The sequence below is a fragment of the Companilactobacillus futsaii JCM 17355 genome, from assembly GCF_001435505.1.
GTDB classification, from domain to species: Bacteria; Bacillota; Bacilli; order Lactobacillales; family Lactobacillaceae; genus Companilactobacillus; species Companilactobacillus futsaii.
Map to the genome: position 1 here is coordinate 64,094 of NZ_AZDO01000139.1, position 20,585 is coordinate 84,678.

Annotated in this window: 18 protein-coding genes and 1 tRNA gene; 1 reads left to right on the forward strand and 18 read right to left on the reverse strand. The window is 36.5% G+C overall.

Going from position 1 to position 20,585, the window contains the following annotated elements; all coding sequences use genetic code 11:
* Nucleotides 1–50: 50 nt before the first annotated feature.
* From arcC to FC88_RS10895, 6 genes are all read right to left on the reverse strand, one after another.
* Nucleotides 51–992, reverse strand: coding sequence for a carbamate kinase (gene arcC / locus FC88_RS10870; RefSeq protein WP_057815559.1), 942 nt, complete (start codon nt 990–992; stop codon nt 51–53).
* 33 nt (nt 993–1,025) lie between these two features.
* Nucleotides 1,026–2,132, reverse strand: coding sequence for an aminotransferase (locus FC88_RS10875; protein WP_057815560.1), 1,107 nt, complete (start codon nt 2,130–2,132; stop codon nt 1,026–1,028).
* A 12-nt stretch (nt 2,133–2,144) separates the two neighbouring features.
* On the reverse strand, nt 2,145–3,557 hold the full coding sequence (gene arcD / locus FC88_RS10880) for an arginine-ornithine antiporter (RefSeq protein WP_083484639.1): 1,413 nt from the start codon (nt 3,555–3,557) through the stop codon (nt 2,145–2,147).
* 80 nt (nt 3,558–3,637) lie between these two features.
* Entirely contained in the window at nt 3,638–4,675 is a 1,038-nt protein-coding gene (gene argF, locus FC88_RS10885; protein WP_057815564.1) for an ornithine carbamoyltransferase, read from the reverse strand.
* Between the two features lie 63 nt (nt 4,676–4,738).
* Nucleotides 4,739–5,968 (reverse strand): arginine deiminase, encoded by a 1,230-nt coding sequence (arcA, locus tag FC88_RS10890; protein ID WP_010019312.1) that lies wholly within the window; start codon nt 5,966–5,968, stop codon nt 4,739–4,741.
* 458 nt (nt 5,969–6,426) lie between these two features.
* Nucleotides 6,427–6,903 carry a hypothetical protein gene (locus FC88_RS10895; RefSeq protein WP_057815566.1) on the reverse strand — a complete coding sequence of 159 codons (477 nt, stop codon included), beginning with the start codon at nt 6,901–6,903 and terminating at the stop codon, nt 6,427–6,429.
* 165 nt (nt 6,904–7,068) lie between these two features.
* On the opposite strand from FC88_RS10895, the gene FC88_RS10900 reads away from it, so the two are divergent.
* Nucleotides 7,069–7,139, forward strand: a tRNA-Gly gene (locus tag FC88_RS10900).
* Between the two features lie 179 nt (nt 7,140–7,318).
* On the opposite strand, the gene FC88_RS10905 is transcribed toward FC88_RS10900, so the two are convergent.
* The 12 genes from FC88_RS10905 to gpG all read right to left on the reverse strand — a co-directional run bounded on the left by FC88_RS10905 (nt 7,319) and on the right by gpG (nt 20,562).
* Nucleotides 7,319–7,891 carry a PBECR4 domain-containing protein gene (locus FC88_RS10905; RefSeq protein WP_057815568.1) on the reverse strand — a complete coding sequence of 191 codons (573 nt, stop codon included), beginning with the start codon at nt 7,889–7,891 and terminating at the stop codon, nt 7,319–7,321.
* Between the two features lie 398 nt (nt 7,892–8,289).
* A complete protein-coding gene (locus FC88_RS13310) occupies nt 8,290–9,240 on the reverse strand; it encodes an SLAP domain-containing protein (RefSeq protein ID WP_083484640.1) in 951 nt (316 codons plus the stop codon).
* Nucleotides 9,240–9,665 (reverse strand): phage holin family protein, encoded by a 426-nt coding sequence (locus FC88_RS10915; RefSeq protein WP_057815571.1) that lies wholly within the window; start codon nt 9,663–9,665, stop codon nt 9,240–9,242. The genes FC88_RS13310 and FC88_RS10915 overlap by 1 nt, the downstream gene beginning before the upstream one ends.
* 76 nt (nt 9,666–9,741) lie before the next feature.
* Nucleotides 9,742–10,107 (reverse strand): hypothetical protein, encoded by a 366-nt coding sequence (locus tag FC88_RS10920; RefSeq protein ID WP_149029823.1) that lies wholly within the window; start codon nt 10,105–10,107, stop codon nt 9,742–9,744.
* Nucleotides 10,108–10,146: 39 nt separating this feature from the next.
* Nucleotides 10,147–11,985, reverse strand: a complete 1,839-nt coding sequence (locus FC88_RS10925; RefSeq protein ID WP_057815575.1) for a hypothetical protein — start codon at nt 11,983–11,985, stop codon at nt 10,147–10,149.
* On the reverse strand, nt 11,986–12,261 hold the full coding sequence (locus FC88_RS10930) for a hypothetical protein (RefSeq protein WP_057815577.1): 276 nt from the start codon (nt 12,259–12,261) through the stop codon (nt 11,986–11,988).
* Complete coding sequence (locus tag FC88_RS12940; RefSeq protein WP_157060466.1) at nt 12,233–12,400, reverse strand: hypothetical protein; 168 nt, start codon at nt 12,398–12,400, stop codon at nt 12,233–12,235. Before FC88_RS12940 ends, FC88_RS10930 begins: the two co-directional genes overlap by 29 nt.
* A 2-nt stretch (nt 12,401–12,402) precedes the next feature.
* Nucleotides 12,403–14,082, reverse strand: coding sequence for a phage tail spike protein (locus FC88_RS10935; protein ID WP_057815578.1), 1,680 nt, complete (start codon nt 14,080–14,082; stop codon nt 12,403–12,405).
* Nucleotides 14,079–14,780 (reverse strand): hypothetical protein, encoded by a 702-nt coding sequence (locus tag FC88_RS10940; protein ID WP_057815580.1) that lies wholly within the window; start codon nt 14,778–14,780, stop codon nt 14,079–14,081. The genes FC88_RS10935 and FC88_RS10940 overlap by 4 nt, the downstream gene beginning before the upstream one ends.
* Before the next feature lie 34 nt (nt 14,781–14,814).
* Entirely contained in the window at nt 14,815–18,645 is a 3,831-nt protein-coding gene (locus tag FC88_RS10945; RefSeq protein WP_268750939.1) for a phage tail tape measure protein, read from the reverse strand.
* Nucleotides 18,646–18,879: 234 nt separating this feature from the next.
* On the reverse strand, nt 18,880–20,013 hold the full coding sequence (locus FC88_RS10950) for a phage tail tape measure protein (protein ID WP_057815584.1): 1,134 nt from the start codon (nt 20,011–20,013) through the stop codon (nt 18,880–18,882).
* A gap of 207 nt (nt 20,014–20,220) precedes the next feature.
* Nucleotides 20,221–20,562 (reverse strand): phage tail assembly chaperone G, encoded by a 342-nt coding sequence (gene gpG / locus FC88_RS10955; protein WP_057815586.1) that lies wholly within the window; start codon nt 20,560–20,562, stop codon nt 20,221–20,223.
* Nucleotides 20,563–20,585: the final 23 nt, after the last annotated feature.

Sequence of the window (20,585 nt, forward strand, 5' to 3'; positions counted from 1 at the left end):
TCCCTCTTTTGCACAAGTATGATAGCACATTAATTTGCTAATAACAATAATTATTTGTGAATAACTGTTCCCTTATTACCAGCAATGATTTCTTTAACGTCATCCAAGGCACCAATTACAGCAGGTTTACCAGTTGCCTTAACAAAAGCCACGGCAGCTTGAACCTTAGGCATCATACTACCTTTGGCAAATTCTTCATTGTCAATGTGTGTTTGAATTTCATCAGCTGTAACATCAAAAATCTCTTCTTGATTTGGCTTACCGAAATTGTAGAAGACTCCTCCAACGGAAGTCAAAATGATTAATTTATCAGCATCAACCAATTGAGCAATCTTAGAAGCACCGAAATCTTTATCGATAACGGCTTCCTTACCAATTAGTTTGTCCCCATCTTTCACTACTGGAATACCGCCACCACCGGCAACGATTGGAATAACACCAGCCTTTGAAATTGCTTCGATAGCTGGATATTCGTTAATTTCAACTGGTTTTGGTGATGGAACGACGCGACGATATCCACGGCCAGCATCTTCAACGATTACCCAGTCTGGATGTTCTTTTTGAAGACTTGGAACTTCATCTTCAGTATAGAAAGGTCCAATAGGTTTTGTCGGATCACTGAAAGCTGGGTCATCTTGGTCAACGATTGTTTGTGTGATCAAAGTAACAACTTGCTTGTTGATACCATTTTTTAGCATGACTTCTTTCATAGCATTTTGGAACCAGTATCCAATACTACCTTCTGTCATCGCACCACAAGTGTCTAATGGCAAAGCTGGATTCTTTTCACTGTCCGCTGCAGCTTGTTGTAACAATAAATTACCAACTTGTGGACCATTACCATGTGTAATGATTAAATCTTTATCACTCTTAACGAATTCTACTAGTGACTCGCAAGTTTTCATAACAGCTTGTTGTTGAGCTTTTGCACTAGCATCCTTACTTAAAATAGCGTTACCACCTAAAGCAACCACGATACGTTCTTTTGTCATAATAACTCTCCTCAAAATGAGCGAAAAAATCGCCTAATTAGCTTGTAAATAATCTCCTAAAACTTCTAAACCTTTGGTCAAGGTCTCATGTGGTGCACAATATCCTAATCTGGCATATCCCGGTGTATCAAAAGCTTCTCCTGGAACTAGTAGGACTCCAGTATCTTTCAATAAATCTTTACAGAATTCTAAGCTAGATTTTTTAGTTTCGAGTTTCACAAATGACGTCGACACCCCATTTGGAAAGACGCAACTGATTTTATCTGTTTTTTGAACCCAGTCTTTGAAATATGCTAAATTATCGAGCACGATCTTCTTATTACGATTTAACACTTTATCTTTATTTTCCAAAATCAAACATGCCATCTGGTCGCTGAAAACACCTGAGCAGATCATCGTATAGTCACGATACTTTCTAAAGAGATCAGCCAGTTTTGAATTAGTGGCCGTCCAACCCACTCGAATTCCTGGCATTGAATAAGTTTTGGATAATGAATTAGTGGAAATACCCTTGTCGTACAAATCAACGATTGGGGCAAAATCAACACTGTCATCAAACGGTAAATAAACTTCGTCCACTAAAATATAAGCACCGACGCTTTTGGCAACTTCAACGACTTGTTTTAAAAACTTCCTATCTAAAATCGTTCCAGTTGGATTATTCGCGTTGTTAATGCAGATCATCTTAGTATTCGGACGAATCAATTTCTTTAATTCTTCGATGTCTGGATACCAATTCTTATCTTCACGTAATTTCCAAAAGCTAACCTCAGCTCCTAATGATCTCGGGATGTCATAGAGCTGTTGATAACTAGGATAAACGCTGATAACGTGATCTCCTGGCTCAATCAAAGAATAAATTGCCAAAAGATTAGCACCAGTAGCACCATTAGTCTGCAGAATATTGTCGGGAGCAACATTCTGATACATTTTGCTTACTTCTTTTTTAAAAGTTGGTGAACCTTCGATCCAACCATAATTCATTTTTTGTTCGTTAAGTTGATTATAAATATCAGCTTGGGTCAATTTCTTGATCTCATCCATGGAAAATGATGTGATCGTACTTTGAGCCAAATCGTACTTGGCTTCTCGTTCGTGGACATTTAACCACTCTTCAACACCAAATCCAGCTATTTTCATATTCAACACTTCCTAGATTTTTATTGAACCAGTAGCAGTCATAACAATACTGATGATTGCTAACATAACGATAATTATTGACCACATAATCTCTGATTTTGTTAGTTTTCCACCGTCGAGGCCATATTCTTTTTTGGCACGATAGTAGAAATAGATTCCTGGCAAATAACCGATACAAACTAGCATTAAGTAATGTAAACCAGCCAAGGCAATAGCGATAATTTGAAAAGCTGCCGCAAAGATTCCTATCCACAATTGTTTTGTATCTTTATTTTGGAGTGAGAATTTGATTTGATACAAACCAACGAAGATATAGCAAACTACGATAGCAGCCGTACAAAGTGACAAGGCAAAATTGTAGGCTTCTTCAGAGAATAAAAGGATTATCAAGAAGACTTGAATCAAACCGGCCGTCAAAACTAATGAGAAAGTTGGCGCACCGTTTTTATTCTTTTTACCAAATGAAGATGGCAACATTTTTTCTTCAGCCATCAACATTGTCGTATCAGCTGGTAACATTGTCCAAGATAACCAAGAACCCAAAATAGCAATTATCAAGCCGATACCGATAAAGGCACCACCCCATTTTCCAACCATATCTTGGAAAATATAAAGCATAGCAGGTTGATTGATCTTAGCTAATTCATTTTGTGACAAGTAACCATATGGTAAAACTGAAGCTAAAACATAAATTACTAGTAAACTGATGATTCCAATGATTGTAGCTTTTCCGGCGTCATTTTTACTTTTAGCACGAGATGACAACATACTGGCGCCTTCAACACCAACGAAGACCCACATCATGATCATCAAACACGATCTAAATTGTTCGACTAAATTACTACTTCCAGCTACACCACTAGCCACATTTGACCAGAAATGAGCTGTAAAGATTCCACCTTTAAATACGAAAATTCCGACAATGATAAAGGCAAATAATGGAATCAACTTACAAATAGTAATAATTGTGTTCATCGCAGCAGCTGATTCAACCCCACGATTAACGATAAAGGTCAACATCCAAGAAACAATACTTGCAAAAATTACCGAAGGAATGTTTTGTCCACCTTTAAAGATTGGAAAAAAGTAACCTAATGAACTCATTAAGACGGTCGCAAAGGCCACGTTTCCTAACCAAGCTGATAGCCAATAACCCCATCCACTAACAAATCCAGCAAAATTTCCAAAACCGACTTGCGCATACGCCTGAATACCTTCAGATTCTGGTTGTTTCAATAACAAATTATTCAACGACATGGCTAACATCATAATTCCAAATCCAACGACGATCCATGCCAATAAAACTGGACCAGGAGCTGCTCCTGACGCTAGTGAGCTGGTTAAGGTAAAAACACCTGAGCCAATAGAACTTGTGACAACCGCTGCTGTCAAAGCTCCGAGTGATAGACCCTTCTTTTCTTCCATATTAATCATTCCTTATTTTTTCAAAAATTAAAAAATGAAAAAGGGCCAACCATTACGATTAGCCCTTCTTCAATAACTGATTAAACCTTAGGGATGAACAAGTTACCTAGAGTTGCTGCCATAATGGCTTTAATGGAGTGCATTCTGTTTTCAGCTTCTTCAAATTGACGTGCATATTTGCTTCTGAAGACTTCGTCTGTTACTTCCATTTCACTTAGACCATATTTGTCTTTGATGTCTTGTCCATATTGTGTATTTGTATCATGGAATGCTGGTAGGCAATGCATGAAGATGATTTGGTCATCAGGTTGACCAGTCTTTTCGATCATATCCATGTTTACTTGATATGGTTTGAGAAGTTTAATTCTTTCATCCCATTGACTTTCTTCACCCATTGATACCCATACATCCGTATAGATAACGTTTGTACCTTTAACACCTTCTTCGATGTTATCTGTAATTAAGAATTTGCTGCCAGATTCGTCAGCATACTTCTTAGCAGTATCAACAACGCTTTGATCTGGGAACAATTCCTTAGGTGCAACGATGTGGATATTAACTCCAAGCATTGAACCTGTAACTAAGAAACTATTAGCCATGTTGTTTCTACCATCACCAACGAATGTCAAAGTCTTACCTTTTAAGCTGCCAAATGTTTCTTTCATTGTCATGAAGTCAGCTAACATTTGTGTTGGATGCCATTCATCTGTCAAACCATTCCAAACTGGAACGCCTGAATATTTAGCAAGATCTTCAACAACTTGTTGTGAGAATCCACGGAATTCGATACCGTCAAACATGCTACCTAGAACACGTCCTGTATCTTCAACACTTTCTTTTTTACCTAGTTGAATATCGCCGGCACCCAAGAATTCGGGGTGAGCACCTAAATCAATAGCAGCTGTAGTAAAAGCTGAACGTGTTCTTGTTGATGTCTTTTCAAATAGTAAGGCAATGTTCTTACCTTCTAGATAATGATGTGGTATGCCCTTTTTCTTAAGAGCTTTTAAATGAAGTCCAAAATCAATTAAGTATTCCAATTCTGCAGGTGTATAGTCTTTTTCAGCTAAAAGGCTTCTGCCTTGAAATACTGATGTTTCTTTTCCTTTATAGTCCAAAATGATCCCTCCAAAATGATGAGTTAAAGCTAGTCTAGCACATTTTTTCTAATTAAATTAATTTTACTTTAAGTCTTCACGTACTAATGGCATACTCATGCAACGAGGGCCCCCACGACCACGTGATAACTCACTTGAGATTGTTTCCAATACCTTCAAGCCGTGTTGTCTTAGCATTTCATTTGAAACGTAGTTACGGTCATAAGTAACAACGACACCAGGTGCGATTGCTAAAGTATTTGATCCATCATTCCATTGTTCTCTAGGAGCAACGATAGGATCACCATTACCAGTTGGGATCAAATCTAGATCATCAAGACCAAGTTCTTTCTTTAGAACAGCCTTCAGATCTTGGTTGTGTTCATAAGTCAAATCACCATCTTTAGTTGGGTGAATTGTCCACGTATCGATCTTGCCACCTTCGCCAAGGATTCCTGGATGAACTGTAAATTGATCGTAGTTGATCATTGTAAATACAGTATCCAAATGCATCATTGCGTGGTTGTGTGGAATCTTGATAGCAATTACTGTGTCGTATTTGCTGTCCTTGAACAAGTTTCTAGCGATGTCTTGAATAGCAGTTGCTGATGTTCTTTGTGAAACACCGATTGCTAATACGTGATCGCTAAGTACTAATTCATCTCCACCTTCGATACGGTGTGTATGGTTTCTATCACGCCATACGTGCAAGCCCTTGTTTGCAAAACGTGGATGATATTTAATAATTGCTTCCATAAACATTGATTCACGTTGTCTTGCAGCGAAAGTCATGTGGTTAATGCTCAAACCATCACCGATTGAAGCTGCCGGGTCGCGAGTAAAGTAAAGGTTTGGCATTGGGTCCATGAAGAATGGATATTCTGAATCTTCAGCGGCACTAACTAAGTCAGTTGGCTTGAAGTCGATATCATTCTTACGAACACCGATCATTAATTGATTTACCATTGCGTGTGTATCAAGACTCATCAAGAATTCCTTCAATGCGTCATGGTCTGCACCAACAGCGTAATCTGATTCACGAAGCATCTTCTCTACAAATGCTTCTTTAACATTTCCAGCATCGATAGCTTCTGCAGCTAAATCTTCAAGATAAAGAACTTCTGTTCCATTATCTCTTAAGATTTGAGCAAAATTGTCATGCTCCTTTTGGGCAATTGGCAAATATGGGATATCATCGAACAATAGTCGGGGCATTGTGTCGGGTGTAATGTTTTCAACTTCTTGTCCGGGACGTTTCAACATTACGACATCCAATTTTCCAATTTCTGAAGTAACATGGATTGGCATAGTCATAAAAAATCACTCCTTAATTTTGAATTCCGTTACCAACACCCACTATATCGGACAGGTATGTGTTTTGCAAGCGATTTCATGAAACTATTCTAGTATGAAATATTTTCTAATTTTTCGAGGAAAGCTAATTCGCATTATATCTAGCAAGCGTTTGCACTAATTAGAGAAATTTTAATTAAAAATTATTTTTCGAAATAGAGAAATAACAGGATATAATTTTATAAATACTTTTCTGAAATCAATTAATTTACAATATTTTGTTCATTTAAAAAACTAATTATCTATTAAAAAAAGACTACTTAAATAAAATATTCGGTAGTCTTAAGATTTATTTTCAATATGTATAAGATATATTTTTTGAAATATGATAATGAAATAATAAAAAATATCATGTAAAAAAACTCCACTAGCACATCCTTCTATATAAAGAGATGTACTAGTGGAGTTTGAAATATTAATTATTTTCCGTTCTTTTGTACTGATTTAACAGCATCTTTGTGTGAACCTTCATAAAGTTTCCATTGCTTGCCATCAGAAGTTTTGATAGTAGTTTTGCCGACCTTAGTGAATTTCCAGTTGAAGTCAGGTTCCTTGATAATTCTGAAGCCATCAATCTTGAACTTTTTAGCATTATCCTTGTTCATAACGATTTTGGCTTTCTTGAAGTCAGTAATCACTTTCTTTGAACCGTTCTTGCTTACACGTACAAATTGAACAGTTTTTTTATCTTTACCAGTAAAGAAAGTAATATACTCATCCTTGTTATCCTTGCTGACGCCAGTGTAAACTTGGTTTTTGATCTCACTCTTTGTGATCTTCTTAGCAGAATGTTGTTCCGCTTGTTGCGTACTGTTATTTGAACAACCAGTTGCTACAGTAGCAAAACCACCCATTAATGAAACAGCGGCTAATAAAGTAACCAATGTTTTTTTCATTATTATCTTCTCCTTGATGCAATTTATTGATAAAAATTCATCGTCACTCTTGATTTTATGGTAATGAAAACTAAAAATCAATTTATATTGTAAATTCATCGAACTTTTTTAAATATTTCTTATCATTTTAGATCAAAATATTGTATAATTGTATAGTTATCAAATGCGAACTTAGTTTAATGGTAAAATACCAGCTTCCCAAGCTAGTGTCGCGAGTTCGATTCTCGTAGTTCGCTTATATAGGTTTCGATACGTTTCGATATGTTATGAAATGCTGATAAATCAACGTTTTATTTTTTTAAAAGTTTCGATGTATTACAGATAATTATGAAAAAAGTGTGTCACGAGTGTGTCACGAAAAAAATAAAGTGGGAATGCAAATTATAATCGTTAGTCTTAATTGACTAGCGATTTTTTATTTTATCCACTCAATTTTATTTATTCTAGTCTTTCTTCTATATTCATAGTCATTTTTTAATTTTTCAACATGAAGTGTCGTTGGTATAAACACGTCGCGGTTTTTAGGCTTTCGTAACCCAAAAACTATGCAATCTTTTGTTCTTGGATATAAAAAAACAATATCTAACTTTAATCTGTTTGGCTTCATATCTCTGGTTAAAACGCAGGCATCAATATCACGATCATAAAATATTCTGTGTAAGAAATTATATGACATAATTCGCTGTGAAACTTCATGCCATTTGGGATTTGATCTAGAATTTTCCTTTGTTAATCTTAAATTGTCAACATCTGATAACAATTGGGTTGCACGCTTATTCCTCAATTTATTCCATCCCATTAAATGAGGAAGATCATTTCGATTAAAAGAAATAACGAAAGAGCCCAACAAATTGTAGTTAGTTTTAACTTCTACCTTTTTGTTTGCAAAATTACTAGAATAGTCATCTAGGATTGCTTTAAAATTTATATCCTTTTGACTATCGATTATTAAATGATTTAATGGTATGCTTTCGGAATTAAACTTCATAAATTTACCCTTTAAAAAAAGCCGTCCTTCAAGTGAAAGACGACTAATAATTTACGATACAGAATTGAAATAGTCTCCAATTAGGACTAGGGATAGATTTAGGCCTCTATCTAGCAATATAGCGTACCGTCAGCTATATCAACAACGAGAATTAAGCAAGACCAGCATATAAAGGTTTTGCTTCGTATATTATGTTACCAGCTTGACCAGTCTTTTTCAATTTTTTTAATAAATTAATCTACAAAAAAAGCCCACCACCTAAATTAATAGATGATGGACTCTTCTAATGCTATCAAAGTTAATTCAAAAATAAGGTAATTTACAGTATTGTCCACGTCAATGAACACCTTTAAATTAACGCATATTATTATATTTGTCTAGCATTTACCGTTTAAAATTTATCCCTTAAATCCTGAGCCTTGTTGATATTTAGCTGGAATATATTCGTTTGTAGCCACTTGGTAGCACCAACCAATTCCAGGGATGTTAACTAGCTTATCGACCGTTTTCCATACGCTTCCGGCTTTAAATTTCTTGTTACTGCCAGAAATAGCGGCACCCTTACTATCGACAGATTCAGCTTGATCTCCATTAATAACTAGTTTGTCTTTGAACGTTGTGGATGATTCTGGTAGGTAGATGTTACTTCCAATCACGAAATAAGGTTTGCTATCAATTACTTGGATTGAATTAGATACCCATTTCGAGCTAGGTGTAATCCAAGAACCTTCGTTCGCCTTTCCGTTGCCGTCGTAAGTTGTGAACGTCTTAAACGCTTTACTATCTAGTACTTGAACCACATTATTAACTGCGGATTTTGGCTTTTCTACGGTATTAATTCCATTTTTAACATCTGATTGAAATTGTGCCTTACTGATACCCCACTTAGCCAAATATGGATAAGGGTCAACATGATCACTTTGATTATTTGGCTGGTTGTTAGTGCAATATTGATGTGTTACTACCCCGTATTCCGAAGTATCTAGTGTCAACGGTACGCCAGCTTCAACAGCTAATTCACGCAATAAATTGACATAAATCTTATAATCCGTCATAAATTCAGTTTTGGTTTTATGTGATTCAATCAATTCAACACTAGCATATCCCCACGAGTTCCATCCACCGCCTACGTCCCAAGCACCACGATTAGTAGCAGCAGTTTGATAGATTTTTCCGTTGCCTACTACATGAGTAAAGAAACCGGAAGGTAAGTCTTTCCACGACATATATCCAGCATCTTCTTTTGCCATGGATTTACTATTTCCGGTAGAGTGAGCGTGGACTTGCCCAAATGGTGGAACTCCCACCAATGGCGTGTCTTGTCTGAAATAACTCTTATCAATGTTCATTATTTGTCCTCCTTATTTTCGTTTTTAGGTTCGCCATTTTCAGCGTAATCACTTAATTTATTAAGTCTATCCTTGATAAATCGTGGAAGTGGTAATCCCATTTGTCCTACGTTCTCTGTAATTGACGTAGCATACATAAATATCCACAACCAGAGAACCGCATCGCCTACCCATTTATATCCGATAGCGATTGACCACGGATAAAGTAGCCACACTAAAAGTATGATCGTGATATGAATGGCGAATCCTTTTTTGCCGATACTGCTGTCGGTTGTTGACGTTACTAATGATTTTGAAACGCCTGTAATCACATCGGCCAAAATTAAAACTGCCAGTGTGAATAGCAGCGGATTTTTGTCTAAGTGTTCCATTGCATCAATCCAATTCATTGGACCGACGTTTGGTAATGGTAATGGTGCATACATATATATTTCATCTCCCCGTTTTTTCGTAAAAAAAATAAGCCTATAAGGCTGTGATTTTATATCTCATATACCAATTTTAAAGAGCTCCAATTTTGAACGTATAAATATAGTTATCAGCCGAAATGTTTAGTCTATACTCTCCATCAACAATTGATCTTGATACAGTTACTATAGTTTGGTCATCCATTGCATATTCCTTCTCTGTATCTAAGCTTTTAAAATCGTCGCCAGTAATATTGAGGTCAGCATAAATGATTTTAAAATTTCTACCATCATGTATCTTAACGTTGATGCCATTAATGTTTGACCAATTCTTTGTAGTGCTTAGCAAGTGTACGCTTTCAAGACCTTTTTCCGGCGTCTTAGACGTATACAAAATCGTACCCGGTTCTAATTTAGTTGCGCCACCAAACTCTTGACCGTTATACATAATTTTGCCCACGTTGCTACCTCCAATTTTTAAATTCATAATCTAACCTCCTTAAGCATCAGGAATCACATACAAAATTTTTGGATCAACAGTTCCAGCACTAACTAACGCATCGTAGTCGGCTTGACTGATTGAAGTAATCATAGCTTGAACAGTGTTCTGCAGTGCCGCAACATCCGTCTTGTCGGCTTTCTTCGTGATTCCATCATTAATAGCTTGAACACCGTCTTTATTTTTAGTTACGGCATCGGCTAATTCCGCAATAGTGTCTAGCGTATCAGGAGCAGCACCGATAATATCCTTGATACTTTGCTCAGCGTATGTTTTGGCTTTTCCAACACCAGTAGAAATTTTGCTGTCGACCTCGGCAGTTGTGGAGTAGTCGGCTTCGTCTAAGGCGTTTGTGATAGCTGTTTGAACACCATCATTAGTCGCAATGTCTGACGGGTTGAGTGAGTAATCAGTAGCTACGGAACCTGTTTCAATCTTAACATTTTCGACATAACCGCTGTTATCCGGATTATATGTGTTAACACGAAGATAATAGTTACCACTTGGTTTGTTCCATGTAAATGTGGTCCCAGTACCAGTGTTTGAATCAGAAATAATCGCATAATCTCTATTTATTTTATCAGTCAGCCATAATACGACATTATTACTTTCAACATTAGGATGTTGTGTGCCACTCCAAACAAGACCAGAACTAGCGTCTGCGTGCACCGTATATTGCTGACCTTGTGTCATATAAATGGAAACAGCAAGAGGAGAAGTATAAATGATATAGTTGTCTATTCTTGATTTATTAGGCCGAAACTTACCTCTACTGTTACTTAACAGGTTAGTCCCTACAGCACTGTTATTAACTTGCGTTTGCAAACTAGCAATATCGTTTTTATTGGTCGTCATTTGAGTTAAATCAACCGAATCAAGCTGGTTACTAATTTTATCCGCTTGTGTTTGTAATGCCGTAGTATCTTTTCCTAAATCAGTTAACTTCTTATTTAAATCAGCTACATCACTAGTTAATAATTTCTTAAAGCTGTCATAATCAGATTGTAGAGTTGAAATAAGCTTTTTGAATCTATCTTCAAAGTCTGAACCTTGAGCAACATATCGTTTTTCAAAGTCTGCACTTTGGCTAGTAAAATCTTTTTCACGTTTTGATTCAGCAGCATCAAAGTCCTTTTGATTAGTTGCGTTTTGTTTCTTACCATTAGAAATAACTTTGTTGAAATTATCAGTAATTGTTTTGAACTCTGATTTGTCATTATCCATCAGCGTATTGAATTTACTATTAAAATCATCACGTTGATTCTTAGCATCAGTCTCTGAATTATTTTGGAATTTGTTCCATGCCTCTTTAGCAGTATCCAAATCTTCCTTTGCCTTATCCACGAAGTCAGTCATCTTGCCAGTTAATTCTGCAATTTTATCATCAATCTTTTCATTTCCGGTATCTGCAAAGTCTTTTAGGGCCAAAACATAAGATTCGGCTTCCTCAGTCAGTGTTTCAAAGTCATCAATGTAGCTTCCTGCCTCTTTAATTGATCCGATCCCTTGCAGCACGACTAACTTCACGCTTGATGTGGAATCGTCTCCGATTTTGAAATACATGTTTCTGAATACGCCGACATTTGTGTACATTTCATCTGGAAACTTAACCTTGAACGTATTTCCCGACTTATCAGTCACAGTTTGCTTAATTAGTCGTTGGTCGGGCGTTTTGGCAATGAGTTCAATGTCAACCTTAGATAAATCAGTGTACTTTTCGAATGATTTCCCAAGTGTTACTTGTAGCTCATCGCCTGTGTCGCCTTGACGAATCTTTAAAGGTAGCTCGTAAATTGGAGTTGTCTTGTCTGTATCTAGAATAATTGGTTGTAAGCTCATTTAATTACCTCCGTTCAATATATTTTCAATTATTTTTCTATCAAAGTTATAAGGCCTGTGAAGTTGACCATCAAAATATGTATAGTAATCATGCAACTTTTCGAATAATGGATATTCAATGTCAATTAAATGAACATAGATATAGCCTTGTTCGATAATTTTTTCATCTGGCTTAAAATCATTAAACAGTTTGAAACTATATTCGGAATCGTCATCAGATTTTAAATAATCTGTGACAGCTCCAATATCATTTGTTTTTATGTAAATCATTGCCATTCAACTTCACCTTCAGTTTTTCATTTTCTTTTTTAAGATTATTATTTTCAATAAACAAAATAGAATTCTCAACCTGTGTATTAGCTAATTTACCAGCTAAATCTTTAATTACTTCGTTCGCATTTCCTTTGTTTTCCATAATTATTTCAAGTCACTTTCATTTAAAATTCTTAGTCCACCCATGTACAGTCTTCCAGAGCTATCACCGGTAATTTTTGCCCCATTAATCATTAGATATCCTGATTCTATATTCATTGCTTTTACACCATCAATTTGATATACAGTCATATTTGGCGTTGAAATACCGTAACTAGTAACTGATGTTCTGGTTGATCCAGAACCAAGTGATATGTCTGTATCACCATAGATAGTTACACCAGATATTTCGCCACCACGGATTTGAACCCCTGTAATTGATTGACCAACAAATTTATCGGCATATACGTTTCCACGATTATCAATAGCTACCGTACCTTTACCGTCATAATAGATACCTTTAGAGTTCCAACGCATTCCATAGTTACCACCGGATTCACTGGCAACAATATCTGTTGGGTTTTCTCTATCAGGAAGAAATCTTATTACATCACGACCACTGCCATTGATATAACTCAACATGTCATCCCTAGTATCGTTAACATTTTTCTTCAATTCGTCCATCAGTTGTTGTTTATCTTTGTCGCTGGCTTTCAAATCAGAAACATCTTTGTTGGTTTCGTTAACATCATCCTTTACGTCTGAAACATCCCCGGAAACGTTATCAATTTTCTTTTCTAAGTTATGAAATACAGACGTGGCTTGAGTACCTGCTTTAATGACTGTGGCACTTTCATTAATAGGGTCGAATTGCATTTCATAAATTCTTAGTTGAACATTGATATCAAAATCGGGATCATAAATCTTAGCAAAGTCAGCAAGTTCAAACTTCTGTTTTCTAAGACTTCGATATTCAAATGTATTGATTTCAACATCATATGCTGGCTTATCGATTCCTGGATTGTCATTGAAATAATTGTTTGCTTCCGCGGAGAAATCCTTTCCGCCTTTGACTGCACTAGAAAAGTCCACTGCTTTCAAGTACTCGTGCTGGTATTTTGAATAGAGTGGACTTTTTATTTTGCTTCCGTATATAGGTTCTTTGTTTTCTCCCTCTTTAGGCTTGTAGTAAGGGATGATTGCTGTTACTAATCCATTAAGTGAACGTTTTACAGATATATTTGAGATATTCTTTCCTTTTCTCAAAACAATTGTCTTAAAATCATCGGCCTTAGTTAAATTCATATTGAATTTATCTTTTAACACGTATGTACCAGTTACTTTAGCAATTGAATTGGTTGAGCCTAGAACCATTTCATTGATGTTAGTATTAGGTTCAAAAATAACGTTTGTACCTGCAAACTGTTCATCAATGTCGGTTGTCAAACTAAATTGACCAGGAGTATTAGTGGCGTTCTTGATGTAATCCAAAATATATGATGCTGTAAATCCATCAATTGGAATTTGACTTTGAGCCATGTAATTATTAAGAATCACACTAATATGACTACACGAAACTTTGACATATCCTGATGTAGAATCTTTATCAATGTCAGTAATCATAAACAGGTCATAATCTCGAACTGAATCAGGTTTAACTTTAACTATCATCTCTTCTTTGACTACGTTGTAAAATCGACTACTCTTAGCTAATTCAAAATCAAATGTATAAGCACCATTCAGTGTATTTTGAACAATAGCACTTTTTTGGATAATCCCAGTTATCTTACCTAAGCCATTATTTGTGAATTCAGTTTCATCTGCTTTGTATAAAATTGGCGTCATATTGTTCGCCACCTTGGTCTAACGATTACTTGTGATACATCACCATCCCAGGAGATTTTATTAACTCCACGAGAGAGAGAGGGAAATTCGTCTATAGTCGTATTCTCATTAACGAATGTGATGTTCCCATCGTCTTTGGTCTTAAAAGCATCTTGATTTTCTTCAGCTGAATCCAACTCAATAAAACCATCAATGTTTAAATCAAAAGTACGATCATTAATTTGAAATTTAACAGCGCCATTACCAGTAATTTTGAAATACGGTTTTGCATCAAATAAAAAAGAACTAACTAACTCAAAAGGTTCTGAGAAAGCTAATTCTTTATCGATTTCAAAATATTTAAATGCTGCTGCTGACAATTTATATTTATAGATTCTAGCATTAGATAAACGTGTAATTCTATCAACTTCCACATTATCGATGTTCTTAACAAAGTATGTAAAATTAGGGTCTGTATATATTCTAAATGGCTTATAATCAAATCCGTCAAACAATGTAAATAGCTGACCCTCTAAGTTATATCGTTCCTGTTCGGTCTTAGCCATGGTTGCGAATTCTAATTCGAATTCACGATTCTCGTATGAATTTTCATCAGAAATTAAAGCTTTGCTAGAACCATCAATACTTGTCAAACTCCCTTTTCGCTTTGGAAGCGGAATTTTAACAAATGATGTAATACGTGAATTTAATACATCCACACTTGAAATATTATCGATTACAAATTCTCCATCTTTAATAGTTAACTCCTCCTCCCTGAGCTAGTATATTTCTATCATCTTTTCGCTTAATTTCTCTCATTACCTTATCCGCTAGCTTTCTAATATCCATGTCACTTGAGACAGCTGCTTGAATGTTAATTGTGTATTCATTGTGGTTGTTTACAGGACTGTTATTGACTGGGTTACTTGAATTGAAGTATTGAGTTGTCTGATTAGTAAGACTTGGACTTAATTCAGTAAAGTCTTTAACAACGCTTGAATATCCAGGAGTACCGTTAGCATATTGCTTAATTCCACCTAACAAACGGTTAGTTTGATTAGCTGGCACAACTTGTGAATGTCGTGGAAGTGCCATTAATATATTTCTACCAGTTGGTACGAAACTTTCGCCGGTTGGTAGATGAATCAACTCACGGAATGTTGAACCACGTTGATCATTGACCATAGCTACTTCACTAAAATTAAAATCGCTAGTACCATTTTCTAAGTGCAATGTTTTCTTAACAGTTTCGACAACCGTTCTAAGTGTCTTAGTAATGATGTTAGGTTTGCCTTGGAATCCACCAATAGCGTCAGTTGCGTTGTGAGCTGGACCAGATGCTTGATCTTGTCCTTTGAAATGTTTAGTGCTTACACTCTTGCTATTAAAAGTTCCAACAGAATTCTTACTAGTATTAGATTTGTTGACTATATCACTTGAATCGCCTTTGAAGTGTTTGGTGTCAACCGGCTTACTATTATGACTATCAATAGCGGTTTTACTTGTTGAAATTTTGCCAAGCACATCAACGTTGTCACCCTTTAATTTCTTAACAGCTACCGATTGTCCGTTGAAACTTACAACAGCAAGTTTTCCGTTGCTTGTTTTATTTAGGATGTCCGCATTATCACCTTTCAACTGTTTAAGCTGTGTAGGTGTTAAATTGTAGCTCTGTATTCCGTATCCTGCTTGTTGTAGCGCAGTCATAGCTGATTGATTATTAATAATTAAAGTCTTTTGCACATCAGATAAAGCATTGAAGTTGCCATAAGCAACTACTAAGTTAGCCAAATCCATAGCACTGTTACCAGTATGAATAATTGCATTCTTTTCGGCTACCGGCAAAACGTTCCATTGGCCAGCCTGTACTAAAGCGCCAATAATTGGAGCACTAGCTTTGTCGTTAACGATTGCATTTTTAGCCTGTAAATCCAATCCCTTCCACTTATTTGAACTAGTTAATGCTTGAACCAATTGAGCGGTAGCTTTGTCATGAACTACCGCATTTTGTTCTTTCAAGCTCAATTGATTCCACATTCCAGACTTTTGCATAGCTAAAACGATTTTAGCCGTTGCTTGATCGTGGACAATTGCATTTTTTTGAGTTAATGAAAGCTTGTTCCAATCACCAGACTTAATCATCGCATCCACGATAGGAGCAGTTGCTTTATTGTTAATGACTAGTGATTTCTGTTGCATAGACATTTTGTTCCATTGGCCTAATTTATTAAGTTGGTCAACTAACTCAGCACTACCCTTACCTTCGATAACAGCTTTCTTAGCGCTAACCGTTAGTTTGTTCCAGGTACCAGTTTTAGTGAGTAAGTCAATCATGTCTTTCTCACCAGATGTCTTGACTAAAGCTTCTTTATCCTTAAGAGAGAGTTTGTTCCATTCGCCAGCATCGGTCATAGCTAAAGCCAATTCTTTTTGACCCTTGGCTCGAACAATAGCGGTTTGCTGCTTAGGCGTTAATTTGTCCCAATCTTTGATGCTCTTGACAGCTGCTAATAAGTCTTCTTTTCCTTTTTGATTAACTCTTATCATGGCTTTCTTTTCTTTCCATGACATAGAGTTCCATCTTCCAGATTGAATAGCAGCTTCACCAATCATCGACTTAGCATTACTGTTGATTTTGGCATTCTTTAAATCAAATTTAAGTCTTGCCCAACCTTGTTCAGTCTTAGCTGTATCGTTGATTGTTTCTTGAGCATTAGTCTTAATCTTTCCAGTTTTAGGATTAAGAACCATATGATTCCAATCCTTACCGGCCGTCTTAGCAACTGTACTAATCTTCCCATATTGCTGAGCAATGGCAGAAAGCTTAACTTTATGATTTTTCTGAGCTTTGGACAGTTCATCATCAATATTTCTCCAGGATGTTTTTTCCTTATGAACGATATCATCCAATGCCGTTGAATGTCGGGCATCATATTTATCTTCTATTTGTGCAACTGCTCGTAAGTTCTTATCGATATTAGCTTTGTGATTGTTTGATAACTGTTCCATAGCCTTGTTATAGGCTTTCTCTGTCATATGACCACTTTTGCGCCATTTCTTTATTGTGTCCGCATTCTTCTTATAAGTTTTTTCTTCCTTAATAGAAGCTTTTTCCAAAGTATCAATGGTCGATTGTGCTTGTTGTTCAGTTAAACCTTTGACGCTACCATTCAAGGCTTTCATTACAGCAATTTTTTTCTTGCCTGTGATTCCTAGCAATTTGATTTCATTCTCATTTAGTTTCTGCTGAGAATTTCGAATATAGGTCTGCTGTTCAGCGGTTAGTTGTCTTACATTTCCGTTATGAGTTTTAAGAATTCCAGCCACATCAGAGCTGAGAGTTTTAGATTGAGAAACTATTTTGTTATTTCCAGACTTTTGCTCATTTATAGATTTTTCAACAGTGGCACGAACCTGTGGTGGTAGACTATCTAAACCTTTACCCAAGTCCTTATTAATTTTTTTACCAGTCTTTTCGATCTCGTCGCCAATTCCTTCGAATGCTTTAGCAGCTTTCTTGCCATTAGTCTTGGCGTTATTACCAAAGTCGTCTAATGATTGACTTGCTTGCACATTAAAGTTCTGAATTTTTGAAAGAGATTTATCAGCACTAGAACCTACATCACTACCCCAGCGATTGATTCGTTGTTGCGATTCATAGGCTTTCTTTCCGTAATTTTCCCACCAAACTCCACCAGCTACAAGTGCAGCAGTAGTAGCTAAAATAACACCAGTCGCTACTGGGTTAGCGGCGGCAAATGTTAATACAGCAGAGCCGGCAGTTTTAACTTTACTTCCAAAAATCGTAAAAGTATTAGCTGAACCAGCTACTTTTTCACTGGTTGCAGCAACGCTAGTAGCAGTAGTTCCAACTTTCGTAGCAAAGTTTCCACTTTCATAAGCAGTTTTACTAAATCCAGCTTTTAAAATTCCTAAGCCAGTTGCACCTTGCTTACTTGCACCAACCATTCTTGACATTCCAAGTAATGGAGCTACGAATGCACCAGATAATGCACCTAGTCCACGAGTTGCACCACCAAGAATTGATAATAATGGTCCAATAGCAGCGGCAAATGCAGCTGTTTTAACAATAGTCTGTTGCGTGGACTTATTTAAATTACCAAACGCCTTAACTACTTGAGTTGCATCTTTAACTAGTGGCATTAATGTTGGTGTTAATTTATCACCAATCGTGATTGCTAAAACGTGCAATGATTCTTTAAATTTTGCAATTTGTGCGGCTTTGGTACTATTCATTGTGTCAGCAATTTTCTTAGTAGAGCCTGTTGCTTTTTCTGTCTTACCAGTTAGATCTGTTAAGGCGTCTCCACCTTCTGATACCAACGCATTCATACCAGCTTGGGCTTCTGTACCGAATGCAGTAGCAATAGCCGCCGCACGCTGTTCTTTTGTCCAACCGGCTGTATTCGTTTTGATCTTGTTAAGAATCTCTGGTAGCGTTAACGTACCTTTCTTAAAGTCAGCAACGTTAATACCTAATTCCTTGAAACCAGCTGCATTTTGTTTCGATGGTTTCATCAACCTTGTTAAGGCTGAACGTAAAGCTGTACCTGCAACTGCAATGTGTTATCGTACGAGTTCTTTATCTCGTGCTTCATTATGTTTCCATAATGTTCAGACTATATTTTCATCCAATATAAAAATTGGCGCTAACTCTTCGTGGATATTTTTCCATACAAAAACACTACTATTTATATAGTAGTGTTTGCTTAGGATAATTTATCTAGTCGTTACACCTTCCGTGAGTTTCCTACACGGCTTGGCTCGGTCTTGACGTGATTATATATAATTTTAGCGTTAACCGAATTGAATTAGTTCTTTTTCAAAGAGATTACTCTCTAAGCGGGCCAGTGAGAGCAGGAATTTTATTATTCTCGTTAACCCTTCGATACCTTGATTACTCATTAAACCAATTGCTGCAGCAGTTTCTTCCAAACTGATTCCGGCTGCATGAGCTGTAGGGCCAACATAAGTCATAGCATCGCCCATATCTTGGAAACCAGCAGCAGTTGCATTCGCCGTATAAGTCAAACTATCAGTTACACGTTGAGTGTTTTTTAACATCCCAGTTGTGGTTCTAGACTTCAAACCAAATTGCTCTAGCGTTGACGTTGAAACGGTCATAACAGAATTGAAATCATCGCCAGAAGCCTTAGCCGCATTCAAAATACTTGGCATAGCCCCAAGTGACTGCTTAGCGGAATATCCACGCTTTACCAGCTCTTCAAGTCCTGTATTAATAGACTTTGTAGAAATACCGTATTGCACTGACCACTTCTTAGAAGCATCAGCCATTTGAGTCATTTCACGTCTTACTTGTCCGGCACTCTCACCATTGGCTTGTAATAGCGGACCAATGTTTTTAATTTGAGAATTAAAATCGATAGCGGACTTAGCGGCATAACCAAAGCCAGCCACAATAGGCGCTGTAACACGTGTGGTCATAGTTGAACCCATTGAACTCATTTTTTGACCAGCTGATGTTGCTGCAGAACCAAACTTCTTTAAATTAGTTCCCGCTTTATACCATCCTGTTGATTGCTGATCTATCTGACGTTTCAAACGCCCCATCTCGGAATCGAGTTGGTTCATAGCGCTTTTAGTTCTATTGATTTGACTAGCAGCGTTTTGCTGTCTACGAGTTAACTTCTCTTGTTCACCGGCTGTCTTGGCAGTTTGAGAATTAAGCTTTTGATAAGTTGCTTCTTGTTCTTTAAGTCTTGCATTATAGTTGCTCATTTGTTGAGAGAGAGTGGAATAATGAGTTCTCATTGAATTAAGCGCATTACCATAGGCTTTTACGTAGTTATCTTGCAGTTTTAACGCTGTGTTTGTGTTCTTAATCGTGGACATTAAAGCTGCTGATGATTGTTTAAAAGGGTCAATATTTAAGCTAACAGTAGCTGCTAAATGTCCTAATGATCCAGCCATATCTTATCCCCTTTCTTTATGAAATCTAGGCAAACAAAAAAGGAAACGCCTTATCAATGGTGGTTTCCTTTTCTTCATATATATGGTTAATTCGTTTAACGTCATCCATGGTCATAGAATCCAAATCAGCTAATTTATAACCCTGGCCCATTAATGATTTATAAAACTCATCAAGTTTGTTAAGCGATTCCTTTAAAGTCTGCTCAGTTATTTTTTTGCTTTACTCTCATCTGTATCAATGTCTTCTGGGTTCTTAACTCCTAAACATTGATCAATGATATTTGAGATAACAGTTACATTTTCACCGTCTGCCCCGTTTAAGAAGTCTTCTTGTGTGAATTGGTCCTTAAAGAATTGTGATGCAAATTTAGCGATTTCCTTTGAATTGTTATCAAAGTCTTTGTCAGTTGGACCATCATTCTTGCCATACATTCTAACTTGATGCTGTTGTAATACCAATGCTCTAGTAATTTCCTTCAAAAAAGGTGGTTCAGTACGTTTAAATTGTTCTTTCTTTCCATTGATAATTAAGTTAACTTCATAAGCCATATATATTTCTCCTTTAAATTCAA

Excerpts from the sequence above, each read along its gene's own strand:
- FC88_RS13310 (WP_083484640.1), bottom strand. The coding sequence starts at position 9,240 with ATGAACATTGATAAGAGTTATTTCAGACAAGACACGCCATTGGTGGGA.
- FC88_RS10915 (WP_057815571.1), bottom strand. The coding sequence starts at position 9,665 with ATGTATGCACCATTACCATTACCAAACGTCGGTCCAATGAATTGGATT.
- FC88_RS10895 (WP_057815566.1), bottom strand. The coding sequence starts at position 6,903 with ATGAAAAAAACATTGGTTACTTTATTAGCCGCTGTTTCATTAATGGGT.
- arcC (WP_057815559.1), bottom strand. The coding sequence starts at position 992 with ATGACAAAAGAACGTATCGTGGTTGCTTTAGGTGGTAACGCTATTTTA.
- FC88_RS10950 (WP_057815584.1), bottom strand. The coding sequence starts at position 20,013 with ATGGCTGGATCATTAGGACATTTAGCAGCTACTGTTAGCTTAAATATT.
- arcD (WP_083484639.1), bottom strand. The coding sequence starts at position 3,557 with ATGGAAGAAAAGAAGGGTCTATCACTCGGAGCTTTGACAGCAGCGGTT.
- FC88_RS10875 (WP_057815560.1), bottom strand. The coding sequence starts at position 2,132 with ATGAAAATAGCTGGATTTGGTGTTGAAGAGTGGTTAAATGTCCACGAA.
- FC88_RS10905 (WP_057815568.1), bottom strand. The coding sequence starts at position 7,891 with ATGAAGTTTAATTCCGAAAGCATACCATTAAATCATTTAATAATCGAT.
- gpG (WP_057815586.1), bottom strand. The coding sequence starts at position 20,562 with ATGGCTTATGAAGTTAACTTAATTATCAATGGAAAGAAAGAACAATTT.
- arcA (WP_010019312.1), bottom strand. The coding sequence starts at position 5,968 with ATGACTATGCCAATCCATGTTACTTCAGAAATTGGAAAATTGGATGTC.
- FC88_RS10925 (WP_057815575.1), bottom strand. The coding sequence starts at position 11,985 with ATGAGCTTACAACCAATTATTCTAGATACAGACAAGACAACTCCAATT.
- FC88_RS12940 (WP_157060466.1), bottom strand. The coding sequence starts at position 12,400 with ATGGAAAACAAAGGAAATGCGAACGAAGTAATTAAAGATTTAGCTGGT.
- FC88_RS10935 (WP_057815578.1), bottom strand. The coding sequence starts at position 14,082 with ATGACGCCAATTTTATACAAAGCAGATGAAACTGAATTCACAAATAAT.
- FC88_RS10930 (WP_057815577.1), bottom strand. The coding sequence starts at position 12,261 with ATGGCAATGATTTACATAAAAACAAATGATATTGGAGCTGTCACAGAT.